15 protein-coding genes are annotated in these 13,061 nt (G+C 67.9%); 9 read left to right on the top strand and 6 right to left on the bottom strand.

Annotation, left to right across the window (positions count from 1 at the left end):
• Window positions 1-134: 134 nt before the first annotated feature.
• Both QK444_RS20590 and QK444_RS20585 read right to left on the bottom strand, forming a co-directional pair.
• Window positions 135-1,622 carry a HAMP domain-containing sensor histidine kinase gene (locus tag QK444_RS20590; RefSeq protein WP_282782719.1) on the bottom strand — a complete coding sequence of 496 codons (1,488 nt, stop codon included), beginning with the start codon at window positions 1,620-1,622 and terminating at the stop codon, window positions 135-137.
• The gene (locus QK444_RS20585) at window positions 1,619-2,332 is read right to left on the bottom strand and encodes a response regulator transcription factor (RefSeq protein ID WP_282782718.1); all 714 of its coding nucleotides are present in this window, start codon (window positions 2,330-2,332) and stop codon (window positions 1,619-1,621) included. The genes QK444_RS20590 and QK444_RS20585 overlap by 4 nt, the downstream gene beginning before the upstream one ends.
• Before the next feature lie 180 nt (window positions 2,333-2,512).
• Here QK444_RS20585 and QK444_RS20580 point away from each other — a divergent pair, with 180 nt between their 5' ends.
• The 6 genes from QK444_RS20580 to QK444_RS20555 all read left to right on the top strand — a co-directional run bounded on the left by QK444_RS20580 (window position 2,513) and on the right by QK444_RS20555 (window position 7,124).
• On the top strand, window positions 2,513-3,064 hold the full coding sequence (locus QK444_RS20580; RefSeq protein WP_282782717.1) for an MspA family porin: 552 nt from the start codon (window positions 2,513-2,515) through the stop codon (window positions 3,062-3,064).
• Between the two features lie 40 nt (window positions 3,065-3,104).
• Entirely contained in the window at window positions 3,105-3,758 is a 654-nt protein-coding gene (locus QK444_RS20575) for an MspA family porin (RefSeq protein ID WP_282782716.1), read from the top strand.
• A 22-nt stretch (window positions 3,759-3,780) separates the two neighbouring features.
• Window positions 3,781-4,635, top strand: a complete 855-nt coding sequence (locus tag QK444_RS20570; RefSeq protein WP_282782715.1) for a polyphosphate polymerase domain-containing protein — start codon at window positions 3,781-3,783, stop codon at window positions 4,633-4,635.
• Window positions 4,632-5,309 (top strand): DUF4956 domain-containing protein, encoded by a 678-nt coding sequence (locus QK444_RS20565; protein ID WP_282782713.1) that lies wholly within the window; start codon window positions 4,632-4,634, stop codon window positions 5,307-5,309. The genes QK444_RS20570 and QK444_RS20565 overlap by 4 nt, the downstream gene beginning before the upstream one ends.
• Window positions 5,310-5,401: 92 nt before the next feature.
• On the top strand, window positions 5,402-6,730 hold the full coding sequence (locus QK444_RS20560) for a CotH kinase family protein (RefSeq protein WP_282782711.1): 1,329 nt from the start codon (window positions 5,402-5,404) through the stop codon (window positions 6,728-6,730).
• A gap of 46 nt (window positions 6,731-6,776) precedes the next feature.
• Window positions 6,777-7,124 (top strand): hypothetical protein, encoded by a 348-nt coding sequence (locus tag QK444_RS20555; RefSeq protein WP_282782709.1) that lies wholly within the window; start codon window positions 6,777-6,779, stop codon window positions 7,122-7,124.
• A gap of 12 nt (window positions 7,125-7,136) precedes the next feature.
• Here the strand turns inward: QK444_RS20555 and QK444_RS20550 are convergent, their stop codons facing one another.
• The 4 genes from QK444_RS20550 to QK444_RS20535 all read right to left on the bottom strand — a co-directional run bounded on the left by QK444_RS20550 (window position 7,137) and on the right by QK444_RS20535 (window position 10,058).
• Window positions 7,137-7,583 (bottom strand): hypothetical protein, encoded by a 447-nt coding sequence (locus QK444_RS20550; RefSeq protein WP_039815689.1) that lies wholly within the window; start codon window positions 7,581-7,583, stop codon window positions 7,137-7,139.
• A gap of 176 nt (window positions 7,584-7,759) precedes the next feature.
• Complete coding sequence (locus QK444_RS20545) at window positions 7,760-8,767, bottom strand: NADP-dependent oxidoreductase (RefSeq protein WP_282782706.1); 1,008 nt, start codon at window positions 8,765-8,767, stop codon at window positions 7,760-7,762.
• Window positions 8,768-8,810: 43 nt separating this feature from the next.
• Complete coding sequence (locus QK444_RS20540) at window positions 8,811-9,359, bottom strand: TetR/AcrR family transcriptional regulator (protein ID WP_282782704.1); 549 nt, start codon at window positions 9,357-9,359, stop codon at window positions 8,811-8,813.
• A gap of 3 nt (window positions 9,360-9,362) precedes the next feature.
• Window positions 9,363-10,058 (bottom strand): type 1 glutamine amidotransferase domain-containing protein, encoded by a 696-nt coding sequence (locus QK444_RS20535; protein ID WP_282782702.1) that lies wholly within the window; start codon window positions 10,056-10,058, stop codon window positions 9,363-9,365.
• Window positions 10,059-10,271: 213 nt separating this feature from the next.
• On the opposite strand from QK444_RS20535, the gene QK444_RS20530 reads away from it, so the two are divergent.
• The 3 genes from QK444_RS20530 to QK444_RS20520 all read left to right on the top strand — a co-directional run.
• Window positions 10,272-10,772, top strand: a complete 501-nt coding sequence (locus QK444_RS20530; protein ID WP_282782700.1) for a hypothetical protein — start codon at window positions 10,272-10,274, stop codon at window positions 10,770-10,772.
• A 91-nt stretch (window positions 10,773-10,863) separates the two neighbouring features.
• Window positions 10,864-11,463 carry a class I SAM-dependent methyltransferase gene (locus tag QK444_RS20525; RefSeq protein ID WP_282782698.1) on the top strand — a complete coding sequence of 200 codons (600 nt, stop codon included), beginning with the start codon at window positions 10,864-10,866 and terminating at the stop codon, window positions 11,461-11,463.
• Between the two features lie 75 nt (window positions 11,464-11,538).
• The coding region (locus QK444_RS20520) for an HNH endonuclease signature motif containing protein (RefSeq protein WP_282782696.1) at window positions 11,539-13,061 on the top strand (1,523 nt) is incomplete at its 3' end.

The raw sequence follows: 13,061 nt of genomic DNA, 5'->3' as shown, positions 1-13,061 counted from the left end.
CGCCGGGGGCGCGTGCGTCCGTCGCCGTGAGCGGCGAATCGGACCACGGCCGCCGACACGGCGAAGGCGGTGCGCGCGGGATCCAGCACGGCACCGCAGTTCGAGGAGCAGCTCCCGACCGAGCGGACCTGTGGTCATCCGCGCCGCTGGGCGGCGGCCGTCGGGACGAGAACACGGAAGACGGTGCCCGCTCCCGGTGCGGTGTACAGCTGGACACCGGCGTCGTGCGCGGACAGGATGGCGGCCACGATCGCCAATCCCAGTCCCGTGCCACCGGTTCCGGACCGCGCGGGATCGGCGCGGTAGAAACGGTCGAAGACGTGGGCGGCCCGTCCGGCGGCGATTCCCGGGCCATCATCGCGGACCTCGACGATCAGCCGGGGGCGGGGTGGCGACGCGGCTCCGGCTTCGGCGACGAGTGGTGCGTCGGGGACGAGCGAGTCGGGCTCGTCGGCGATCACGACGGTCACCCGGGTGTCGGGCGGCGTGTGGGTGAGCGCGTTGCCGACGAGGTTGACCAGGACCCGACGCAGCCGGTGCGCGTCGCCGGTGACGTGCCGGTGGTCCGGCGGCGCGAGCAGCTCCAGGCGCCGTTCGGGGGCACGGGCCCGGGTCGTGCACACGACGTCGTGCGCCAGCGCGGTCAGGTCGACGTCGGTGAGGTCCAGCGGGCGCTCCTCGTCGAACTGCGCGAGCAGCAGCAGATCGTCGACCATCGCACTCATCCGGACGGCCTCGGCTTCGATGCGGCGCATCATGTCCGCGGTCTGCGCCACGTCGGGGGTGCCGTGGCGGTGCAGTTCGGCGAATCCGCGGATGGAGGTGAGCGGTGTGCGCAGTTCATGGGAGGCGTCGGCGACGAAGGCACGCATCCGCTGCTCGGATTCGGTGAGCCGACGCATGGTGGTGTCGAGCCGGGTGAGCATGGTGTTGAAGGTCGTGCCGAGGCGGCCCACCTCGGTGTGCGGGTCGGTGTCCGCGACCCGGCGATCCAGGTCGCCGTCGGCGATGGCCCGAGCGGTGCGTTCGATCCGGGTCAGCGGTCGCAGACCCACGCGCACCGAGACGGCCGCGATGCCCAGCAGCAGCACGAGCAGCGTCGTCCCGGTGACGAGTTCGATGGTGCGCAGCCGGGCCGTGGTGGATTCGGCGGTGCGCAGCGACAGCGCGACGGCGAGTGTGCCGCCTTCGGTCCGTGCCGGGGTCGGTTCCTGTACGGCCGTCCGGACTCGCCAGCGGGTGTCGGTGCGCTGATCCGCGACGGTGAACGGCGCGTCTCCGCGTTCGCGGACCGAGCGGTCGTCCATGGCCGGCAGCGCCGGCATGGTGGCCGTCGCGTCGGGTGCACCGAGTCGCGCGACCTGGGTGCCGTCCGGCTCGAAGAACACGATCCGGAAGTCGGACGGCACCTGCACGCCGCTGCCCGTGTCGGGCGGCGGATTCGGCCGATCCGGCCCGGCCAGGTCGGCCACCACCAGGGCGAGCTGGGTGTCGATGCGGTCCCGCTGGGCTCGCTCCAGCAGGACGACGGCGATCACCCCGAAAGCCGCCACACCGGTGGCCGCGACCAGGACCACCGCCAGCAGCAGCCGGAAGCGCAGGGTCCAGCGGCGGCCGATCACGAATCGCGTCCGTCGGCACTCCGCAGCGTGTAGCCGACACCGCGCAGCGTATGGATGAGCGGCGGACCGTGCGCATCGATCTTGCGCCGCAATTGACTGATGAACGTCTCGACGACCCGGCCGTCCCGGTCGCCGCCACCCCATACCCGATTCAGGATCTGCTGTTTGCCGACCACTCTCCCGGCATTGCTCACCAGATAATGCAGCAGGCTGAATTCCGTTGCGGACAAGGTGATCTCGATGCCACCGCGATGTACCGAGTGGGCGGCCGCATCCACGGTCAGGTCGGCGTAGCGGAGCAGCCGATCCGGTTCGGCGGCAATGCGGGTCCGTCGCAGGACGGCGTGCACCCGCAGCAGCACCTCTTCCAGGCTGAACGGCTTGGTCACATAGTCGTCACCGCCGACGCTGAGCCCGGCGATGCGATCGGCGACCGCGTCGCGCGCGGTCAGGAACAGCACCGGCACCTCGTCGCACCCCTCGCGCAGTCGCCGGGCGACGGCGTACCCGTCCAGGTCCGGGAGCATGACGTCGAGCACGACCAGATCCGGCCGTCGGGTGCGCGCCGCCGTCAGCGCCGAGTAGCCGTCGGCGGCGGCGTCCACCCGGAACCCGTGCATGCGCAAGGCAGCCGACAGCAGGTCCCGGATATTCGCTTCATCATCGACGACCAGGATCACTGCCCCGGCCGCCGCGCCATTGTCGCTCACTCGGCACAGGATAGGGCCTAGTCAGGACCTGTCCGGCCAGCCCTGGCAATGCTTCCGTACGGCTCACAGGCTTCTCCCAGCTGAACCATGCGTTCACCCGAGGTTCACCCGGTGTGATGACACATTGTGAGAACCTGCCCTGCTCGAAGAAGGACGCGACACACCCGATGCGTCCTCCGTGTGACCGTCACTGCCGCCGCCGTCACGGCCACGGCCTTCGTCGGTACGCCCGCGCATGCCGATACGGTGGTCCATCTTCCCGGAGGGGAGCGCACGGTCGGCGGCTTCCGCTTCGGCAACGCCGACGAGCGCGCCGTGATCTCGCCCGCTCTCAACGCGAACGGCACCGGCCGCACCGCATGGGTGTCGGGCGTGGCGACCGCGACCGCACCCGCGGACAGCGGAGCCGAACTCGAGGTCGGCTACATCGTCGGATGCCAGGTCGACATCACCGGGTTGCAGGGTGACCTCGGCGCGTCGATCGACCTGAGCTCCCCGACGGTGTCGGCGGGTCTGTCGATCCCGTTGCGCGCTGGGGAGGTTCGCTACCGGAAGATCACCGATATCGACCTGCTGGACGGCCGGGCCAGCATCCGCTACCGCGACCAGGGCATCGAGATCACCGAATGCGGCGGATACGCCCAAGCCCGCTCGGTGACCAGTGTGACCACCGCGGACGGCGCGCACCGTTTCTCCGGATTCCTGTACGGACAACCCTTCAGCATCGGTTGAGCGCATGCCGGCCGATTCCACCCTGTTGCGAGGACCTTCGATGACATCTCGACCCCGGCGGCGGGCATGCCGCCACGTCGCGCTCGCGGGCGTGGCCGGCACGATCGGGTGGCTGTCCGCCGCCCCGGCGCACGCCGACCAGTTCGTGGAGCTGCCTCCGGTATCGGTTTCCGAACCGCTGGCCGACGGCACCGTCGTCACCGTGACCGGCGACGACTCCGCCACCCTCTCCCCATCGTTGGGCGCGACGCCGCTGCACCGCAATGTGTGGGTGTCCGGACGAGTCGAGGTGAGCGCCGACGGCGCGATGGATCGCGGCCGCATCGAAGTCGGCTACATCATCGGTTGCCAAGTGGCCCTCGGCGCAGGGGCCGACGCCGATGCCGACGGGCGACTCTCCGATTCCGCCGCGGTCGCCGCGACCGCGGGGGCGGAGGTCACGCTGGGGCCCGGCGACGTGCGGCGTTACCCGATCCTGAGCATCACCCAGAAGAACGAGTACGGCGATACCGAGACCGTCGGCTACTACGCCTTCGACGGCTCCAGCGCCAGCCTCACCTATTCGGACAAGACGTTCGGCATCTCCGGCTGCGCCGGGTACGCCCAAGCCCGGCTCTACGCCAATGTCACCGCCTACCAGGCGGGTTCGAAGTCGAAGATCACCATCTACGGCCAGCCGTTCAGCATCGGCTGACGGCGTCGGAGGAGTACCGACCATGACCCTGTTCTCGCGCGCACCGGACCACCCGGCCGCCGCGGTGACCACGACCGCCAGCGCACTGCACGCCTTCAACCGCTACGAGATCAAATATCTGGCGAACGAACGCGACGTTCCCGCCCTACGGTCCGCCCTGCGCGCCCGCATGCGCACCGACGCCAACAGTCCGCACGGCGGCTACCCGGTGACCAGCCTCTACTACGACACCCGTGACCTGCGCTTCTACTGGGAGAAGATCGAAGGGCTGCGGTTCCGCCGCAAACTGCGCCTGCGCGTGTACGGCGACCCCGACCGCATTGCCGACGACTCGCAGGCGTTCGTGGAGATCAAGCAGCGGGTCAATCGGGTGACACAGAAGCGGCGCGTCCGGCTGTCCTACCGGCACGCACGCGAATTGTGTTCCGGCATGCTGAAAGTCCCGGTCAGCGAGCGCGAGCAGGCGTTCGTGGACGAGGTGACGGAATTGGTCGCGAAGCTGCGGCTGCGGCCCATCGTGACCACCGGCTACACCCGAGAGGCGTTCGTCGGCGCCGATGCCGACCTCGGCCTGCGGGCGACCATCGACCACCGAGTGCACGGCCGCGACCGCGATTTCGACCTCGGGCTGCGCGCGGAGAACCGCTTCATCATCCCGCCGCACCTGTGCATCGTCGAGATCAAGGCCAATGAACGCATCCCGTACTGGATCTCGGATCTGACCGCACGGCTGAACATGTCGGTGGTCCGGATCAGCAAGTACTGCCAGAGCGTCGAGGCATACGGACTCGCGCCGCGCTCCCGCTTCCAATCCCTCGACGACATGGCCGAATTCGCCGATCGTCGTCGCCCCGCAACCCGTGAGGAGATCCGGTGAATCTCGAAATCCAAGACCTCAGCGGCACATTCACGCTCTTCGACATCGTCGTGTCGCTGACGCTGTCGTTCGTACTGTCCGCGACCATCGGTTGGGTCTACAAACGCACCCACCGCAATATCTCCTACAGTCAGTCCTATGTGCAGACGCTGATCGTGGTCGGCATGGTCATCAGCCTGATCATGCTGGTGGTCGGCTCGAATATCGCCCGTGCCTTCGCGCTCGTCGGCGCGCTGTCGGTGATCCGTTTCCGCAACGCCATCAAGGAGACCCGCGATGTCGGGTTCATCTTCCTGGTGATGGCCATCGGCATGACCACCGGCACCCGCTTCTACCTGCTGGCCGTCGCCGCCACCGTCGCCATGAGCCTGGTGCTGCTGCTCATGCACCGGTTCGACTGGTTCCGACTCGACGTGCGACGCCAGGTGATCAAGGTGCAGGTGCCACCGGAACCGGAATACACCGCGGTGGTCGAGGACTATCTGATCAGCGTGTGCCAGGAGTTCGAACTCGTCAGCACCGAGTCGGTGCGCGCGGGGGCGCTCACCGAGCTGTACTACACCGCCCGGCTGAAGCCGAATATCGCACCGGCCCAAGTGATCGATCAGCTCGGCCGCATCAATGCCGGGCAGCGGGTAACCGTCCTCACCGGCTACGACCAGACCGATATCTGATGCCCGCTCATTCGCGTCCGACACACCGGCTGCGGCATCGTCTCCCCAGATCCCTTCGACAGCATTGGAAGATCGCCGCGACGCTGATCGGCGTGGGGCTGACGCTGGCCACGGTCTTCGGCGCCGTCACCATCCGGCCGTACGTGACCGGTGACTACGCGGTGACCAGCACACCGATCACCGATGACATCGACGGCACCGTCGACCTCTTCGACGCCGGGGTCGACCACCGCATCGACGTCGACATCGAGCCCGCCGAATATCAGGACGTGATCGAGACTTTCGAGAAGGAGGGCGAAAAGGACTGGGCCACTGCGACGGTCACCATAGACGGTACCGTGATCGACGATGTGGCCGTGCGGCTCAAGGGCAATTCGACGCTCATATCGCTGCGCGGCGAGGTTCCGGACGCGGCGGCCGCCGACGAGGCCCGGGGCGGGGCGGCCGATATCGTGCCGAGCCTCAGCGCCGAGGACCCCACGGGTCTGCCGCTGCTGCTCAGTTTCGACGAGCACGCGTCCGGCCGCGCGTATCAGGGCATGACCGAGCTGTCCATCCGGCCGGGGTCACCCGGCCTCAACGAATCCGTCGCGCTCGAACTCACGGCGGAATCGGGCCAGCCCTCCCAGCGGTACACCTATGCCGTGTACTCGGTCAACGACGCCCCGACCCGGACCAGACTGGTGCTGGAGAACCCGGACGAGCACTACGCGGCGCGGCTGGGCTCCGGGCAAGGGGTGCTCTACAAGGTGCACTCCGGTGCCGAGTTCGCGTATCGCGGTGACGACCAGACGGCCTACGCCGAGGAGTTCACCCAGATCAACGCCGTCGGCACCGTCGATCTGCAACCGGTCATCAGGCTCCTGCACTGGCTCGACCGCGCCGACGACGCCACCTTCACGGCCGAGTTCGGGGATTGGGTGGATATCGAATCGCTGGCCCGCTACAGCGCCACCCAGAACCTGCTCGCCAATTTCGACAATCTCTCCGGACCGGGCACCAACGGCTACCTCTACTGGGACCTGGAGACCAGGAAGTTCTCCGTCATCTCCTGGGACCTCAATCTGGCCCTGATCAACGACTCCACGGCGGGCCCGCACGACACCATCGACCCACCCTTCGGACAGGACACCGCCGCGGCCGCCGACCGACCCGCGCCGCGTACCGGCAACCCCCTGCAGGATCGTTTTCTCGCCGCCGACGCGTTCACCGGCGTGTACGACAGCGCCTACCGTCAGCTCTACGACACGGTGTGGGGAAGTGGCCGCGCGGTCGCGGTCGCCGAGCAGGTGGGTGCGCGGGTTCCGGTTTCGGACCGGCTGTCCCGCAACGATATCGACGCCGCGGTGCGGGTGATCGCGGGTCGGCTCGACCATCGCACCGAATCGCTGCGCACGGCGGTCGCGGCGCTCGGTGAATGAGTGCCGCGGCCACTAGGCTGGCCGTGGATCTCGATCAGGAGGGCGTATGAATCCGAAAGCAGTCGCGCGACAGATGGTCGGCGGGGTCAACGGCGCGGTGGTCGCACTGCTGCGCATGCCGGTGATCGGGTCGGTCATGGCTCGGGGTTTCGCCGAGATCACCTATGTGGGCCGCCGCTCGGGCAAGACCTTCAGCACCCCGGTCAACTACTGGCGCTCGGGTGACGTCCTGAAGATCGGCGTGGCCATGCCGGACAAGAAATCCTGGTGGCGCAACTTCCAGGGCGAGGGCGGCCCCATCACCATGCGCCTGGCCGGGGAGGAACGCGGCGGGCACGCCATCGCGCGCCGCGACGAGCGCGGCCGGGTCACGGTCGAGGTCCGGCTCGACTAGCGTGCCCGTCGGTCACGCCCGCCGGCGTTCCCGGGGTGCGAGGGCCGCCAACAATGCGATGAGCAGGCCGCCGCCGAAGAGGTACAGACCCCAGGTGCCGGAGAGCAGGTCGCGGGCGCTGTCGCGCAGTTGATCGTCGAACCGCTCGTTCAACCGCCAGGTCAGTGTCGCGAGACCGGCCAACCCGGCGAGGATGCCGAGCCAGGCGAGTCCGCGCGACCCGGTCAGCGCGGCCACCAGCACCGCGGCGGCCGAACCGAGCAGCACGATGGCGAGTGAGGACCACAGCGTCGCGTTCTGCTCGGCGAGCTGGTCGAGCGTGACACCCGGCGCGAAGCCCTCGCGCAGATCCTCGAATCGCACGTCACGCGCCTGAACCGACCCGATGAGCGGCCCGACCGCCCCGACGCCCATCGCGATGGCGACCACGAACAACAGCAGATGGACCGAAGTGCGCATAACTCCACGGTATGCCCGAAAAGGTGTTTTCGGGAGCATTGCGGCGGCGGGCACGTCATCCCGTCGGCAGCGGCGCGGGACCCAGGACCTCACCGGCAGCGACGATCGGACCTGCCCGCCCCCGCACGCCGCCGACACGTGTCGGGCCGTGTAGGGCGGGCAGCGCAACCGAAGGGTCAGGACAGGCGTACCAGCATCTTGCCCGTATTGGCGCCGCGCATCATGGCGAGGAAGGCGTCTACGGCGTTGTCGATGCCGTCGACCACGGTCTCCTCGGTGGCCAGGGTGCCCTCGGCGAGCCAGGTGGCGGCCTGGGGGATGAAGTCCGGGGCCAGGTGCAGGTGGTCGCTGACGTTCATGCCGCGCAGCGTGATCCGCTTGCCGATGGCGAGGGGGAGATGTTTGGGGCCGGGGCGCAGTTCGGTGTCGTTGTAGACCGAGATCGCGCCGCACAGGGCGATGCGGCCGTAGCGGTTCATGGTGACCAGGGCGGCGTCGAGATGATCGCCGCCGACATTGTCGAAGTAGACGTCGATGCCGTCGGGGGCGGCCTTGCGCAGTTGTTCGACGAGATCACCGGCGCGGTAGTCGATTCCGACGTCGTAGCCGAACTCGTCGGTGAGGCGGCGCACCTTCTCCGGCCCGCCCGCCGAGCCGATCACCTTGCTGGCACCCAGCTTTCGGGCCAGCTGACCGGCGACGGAGCCGACCGCGCCCGCCGCACCCGAGATGAAGACCACATCGCCCTCGCGCACCGGGGCGACCTCCTTCAAACCACCCCACGCGGTGAGCCCGGTGGTACCCAGTACGCCCAGATACGCCTGTGCCGGAGCGAGATTCGGGTCGACAACCTGCGCCTGCGCGGCGTCGAGCAGTGCGTACTCTCGCCAGCCCTGGAAGTGCGACACGGTCGCGCCGACCGGGACGTCGTCCGACTCCGAGGCCACCACGGTGCCGACCGCCGAACCGGTCATCGCCTCACCCAGCTCGAACTGCGGGATGTAGGACTCGCCCTCGTTCATCCGGCCACGCATGTAGGGGTCCACGGAGACGAAGTCGTTGCGCACCACGATCTGGCCCGGACCCGGATCGGGCACGGTGGTGGTGACGAGGGAGAAGTCGGCGGGCACCGGCTCGCCGACGGGACGGGCGACGAGATGCCATTCACGGCTGGAAAAAGACATGACAAAGCTCCAAAAGTGTTGGGGGTGAGAGTGTTCAGGGTGTTCAGGTGGCGAGCAGGCCGGCGAGCAGTGCGGTGACACCGGTATCGAACAGTCGCCGCGCCTGCTGCGGCATCTGCTCGAGTCCGACCACGAGTGCGATACTCAGATCAGCGGCCGCCTCGGGGGGCACCGAGGATGCGGTCCCCGCCTGGGCGAACAGACGCACCAGCAGGGCACGCAGTTCGGCGGTGTAGTCGACACAGATATCGCCGAACAGCCGCGCCTTCTCGTCGATCAGTTCGGTCGCGTGCGGGGAATCCTCGATCAACCGCAGCACCAGGTCGAGTTTGGCCGCGAGCACCCCGCGAATGCGTTGTGCGGCAGGCGCATCCGATTCCGCCGCCGCCCGCGCCCGCGTCAGGGCCCGCGCGTGCAGCCGCTGGGCGAGCTGGCGCACGGCATCGTCCTTGCCGCGCACGTACTGGTAGACCGCCGACCGTGAGACGCCCATGGTGCGGGCGATGTCATCGACGGTGGTGCGCTTGACGCCGTAGCGCCCCAGGCACTCGTAGGTCGCGTCGAGGACCTCGTCGAGGCGGTCGGTGGGCATGATTCAGGCCAACTTCCTCGATAGCTCCTCGGCGACACCGGCGGACGACGCCGGATTCTGTCCGGTGATCAGATTACGATCGACCACCACATGGGGTGCCCAGGGGTCGCCCGCCCGGTAGTCCGTACCGATCTCGATCAGCCGATCCTGTAGCAGCCAGCGCGCCTTGTCTGCGAACCCGGCCTGCGCCTCCTCGGCATTGGCGAATCCGGTCAACGCGTATCCGGCGAAAGCGTTGTCACCCGAGGTCGCGGTGGCGGCCAGCAGCGCGGCGGGCGCGTGACAGACCACGGCCAGCGGCATGCCGGATGTCAGGGCGGCGGTGAGCAGTCGGCCGGAATCGGCGTTCACCGCGAGGTCCTCCATGGGCCCGTGGCCGCCGGGATAGAACACCGCGTCGAACCCCGCCAACTCGACATCCTCGAGCCGGACGGGATTGTTCAACTCGGCGCTGTCCCGGATCACCCCGGCCCGATGATCGGCGACCTCCTGGCCACCATTGGCGTCCGGCGCGAGGCTGCCCCGATCGACCGGCGGCACCACGCCGCCGGGCGTGGCGACCACGATGTCGTGACCGGCGGACTTCAGCGCCTCGAAGGGCACCACGAACTCCTCGGCCCAGAACCCCGTCGGATGCTTGCTGCCATCCGCGAGAGTCCAGTGATCCGACCCGGTCATCACGAAGAGAATCTTGGACATGACGTCCTTTCCACAATCTGACATTCTTTGCAGATTTCGTCAGTAACGACAGGTACGACACTAGACCCGTGCCGAGTATTCCCGCATGGTGACGCTTGCCACGGGATTGCTGGCAAACGATTGGCGAACTAGCATGGCGGATGGGTCGGGGTTGATCCCCTGGAGGCTGTCATGCTCAGGTCTCTCGTTCTCGCAGGTGCAGCGGCCGCACTGATGCTTAGCCCCCTGGCCGTACCCGCCGCCCATGCCGACACCGACTACGGCGGCGGTTGCGTAGTGTTCGCGAACGACCGTGCGGCAACCGTGGATTCGCTACGGTTCCGCTGCAATCCGGAACAACAGGACGCCATCTTCCGCGACGCTCCCCGCGGTGCCGTACCCATGGGCGTCAAGAACGGCTGGGTGGTACGCCCGGTCGACATGCAGTGGTGGACCCCCGCCGTGTGGATCGGCAAGACCTTCTACACCGGCCCCGACGGCGGCTACCTCATGAACCGGATCACCGGCGCGGGCATCGAAGGCTGGCCCGCCAACGTCTACACCGCCCCGGCCATCCTGGACGGCCAGCCGACCTGGGCGCTCGACTACGCACCCTCGCCCACCCCTCAGGTCTACGACGAGATCCGCGAGGTAACCCCCGGCGTATGGTTCGGCTACTCCTGGTGGCGCGAAGGCGCCCAGAACTCACTCATGCTCACCTTCGCCCTGGCCTGAGACGCGAAACCCGACTTCTCCCGGCCGCATTGGGTAGTCGCCGGTGCGGTGTTAGGCTTGCCTAAGTCGTTAGGCGACGGTGGGGAAGCCGATGAAACTCAATGCCATTGAACGAGTTGCCATGAACAACCCGATGCGAGCCGCGCATCAGCACCATCGGGAAGCCGCGTGGTTCCGGCGGCTGGTCGCTGGTGGCCTCGCGGGTCGCAGCGTGCTGGAGGTCGGCTGTGGGCGCGGCGTCGGTGTCGAAGTGCTTCAGGATCGCCTCGGGGCCGAGCGGGTGACTGCCTTCGACTTCGACCCCGCGATGGTCGACCTGGCTCGGGATCGACTGTCCGGGCGGGACAACGTCATCGTCTCCGAGGGTGATGTCTGTGAAATCCGGGAGCCTGCGGCGAGTTTCGATATCGTTGCCGACTTCGGAATCATCCATCACGTGCCCGAATGGCAACTGGGTATCGCCGAGATCGCCCGGGTGCTGCGACCAGGCGGTACCGTTCTTTTCGAGGAGGTGCCGCGCCACATTCTCGATACCTGGATAATGCGGACATTCACCGTACATCCGCGCGAAAACCGCTTCGAAGCAGAAGAATTCGCTGCCGAACTCGCGCGCAATGGTCTGCACGGCAGAGGTCGAATCGAGCAGCACTTCGGTGGAATGCTGTTTGTGGGCGCCGCGACGAAAGTGTGATTTGCCATCTGAAGATTTCGATATCACATAGCTATTGCTGTTCTGCTGCAATGGATTTAGCGGTAGAATTGGTGCATGATTCCGGAGGGGGAAAGTCAGGACGGTGATACCGCCGCCGATTTGCGCGCTGCGATGGACGCCCTGCTCGCGACCGATCTCACCGGACTGTCCGACACCGCTCTCGTGGACGTCATGCGGGAGGTGGAGTCGGTTCGTTGTCGGATGGCGGCACTGTCGCATCGCATGATCGCCGAAGTGGAGGCGCGGCATCTGTGGGAGCGTGCCGGGGCCAAGGGGATGCGCGGCTATCTGATCGATGTGCTGCGCCTGTCGGCCGCCGAGGCCGGAGCGCGGGTGCGTGCGTCGGCGTCGTTGCGGCCGCGCGCGTTCTGCGGGGAACCGGGTCCGGCGTTGTTGCCGACCACCGCGGCGTTGCAGGCCGAGGGTGTGGTGTCGCCGGAGCATGCGCGGGTGATCATGCGGGTGATGGACCGCATCCCGGCCGCGGTGCCTGTCGAGACGCAGGCCGAGGCCGAACAGCAGTTGGCTCGGGCGGCGGTGCAGATGCCGCCGGAGTATGTGAGCAAGGTCGGACACGTGCTGCTGTCGTGCCTGGACCCGGACGGGGTCCTCACCAATGACGACGACCGCGCCCGCCGCCGCGAGCTGTGGGTGGGCAAACAACGCGTGGACGGCATGAGCGAGATCAAGGGCGTGCTCGACCCGCAACTGCGTGCCCTGCTGGATGTCGTCTTGGCGAAGTGGGCGCGGCCGGGCATGTGCAACCCCGAGGATCCCGACAGCCCCCGGATGGGGCCGGGTGCGGTCGACAAGGATCTCATGGAGGTGGCGGCGCGGCGGGATCGGCGTAGTGCCGGGCAGCGTAACCACGACGCGGTGAAAGCCTTCCTCGCCGCCGCAGGCGGACCGGAGAACCTGGGATCTCACCGGGGCGTGCCGGTGTCGGTGGTGTTGACGATGAGTCTCACCGACTTGCAGGCCGGGGCCGGGTACGCCCACACCGCATCGGGATCGGTGATGTCGATCCCGGATGCGTTGCGGATGGCCGAGGGCGCGTATCCGTTGTTGATGCTGTTCGACGGCAAGGGTTTGCCCCTGCATTTGGGGCGGGGGAAGTATCGGTTGGCGTCGCCGTGGCAGCGGTTGGCGTGTATCGCCGCCGACCGGGGGTGTACGCGTCCGGGGTGTGAGGCTCCGGCGACGATGTGCGCGGTGCATCATATGGTGCCGTGGTTGCGGGGTGGTCGTACCGATATCGAGAATCTGACGTTGGTGTGCGATCGCTGTCATGCTCAGATTCCCGAGGATGTCGAGGATCCGACGGGGTGGGCCACCCTCGGACGCGGCGGCTACAGCCACGGCATCGCCGGCGGCAACAGCGGCAGCGGCGGCAACAGCGGCGGCGGCAACAGCAACACCGGCGGCGGCAACCGCAGCGGCAACGGCGGCAACAGCCGCGGCAGCGGCAGCGACGGCAGCCGCGGCGGCAATATCGGCGGTATCGGTGGCGGCGGCAACCGTGGCGGCAATATCGGCGGTATCGGTGGCGGCGGCAATCGCGGTGGTGATGTCGGTAG

Source organism: Nocardia sp. CC201C (assembly GCF_030010695.1).
Lineage (GTDB): Bacteria > Actinomycetota > Actinomycetes > Mycobacteriales > Mycobacteriaceae > Nocardia > Nocardia otitidiscaviarum.
The sequence above is the reverse complement of the archived record's forward strand: the minus strand, read 5'-3'. Positions and strand labels throughout refer to the sequence as shown.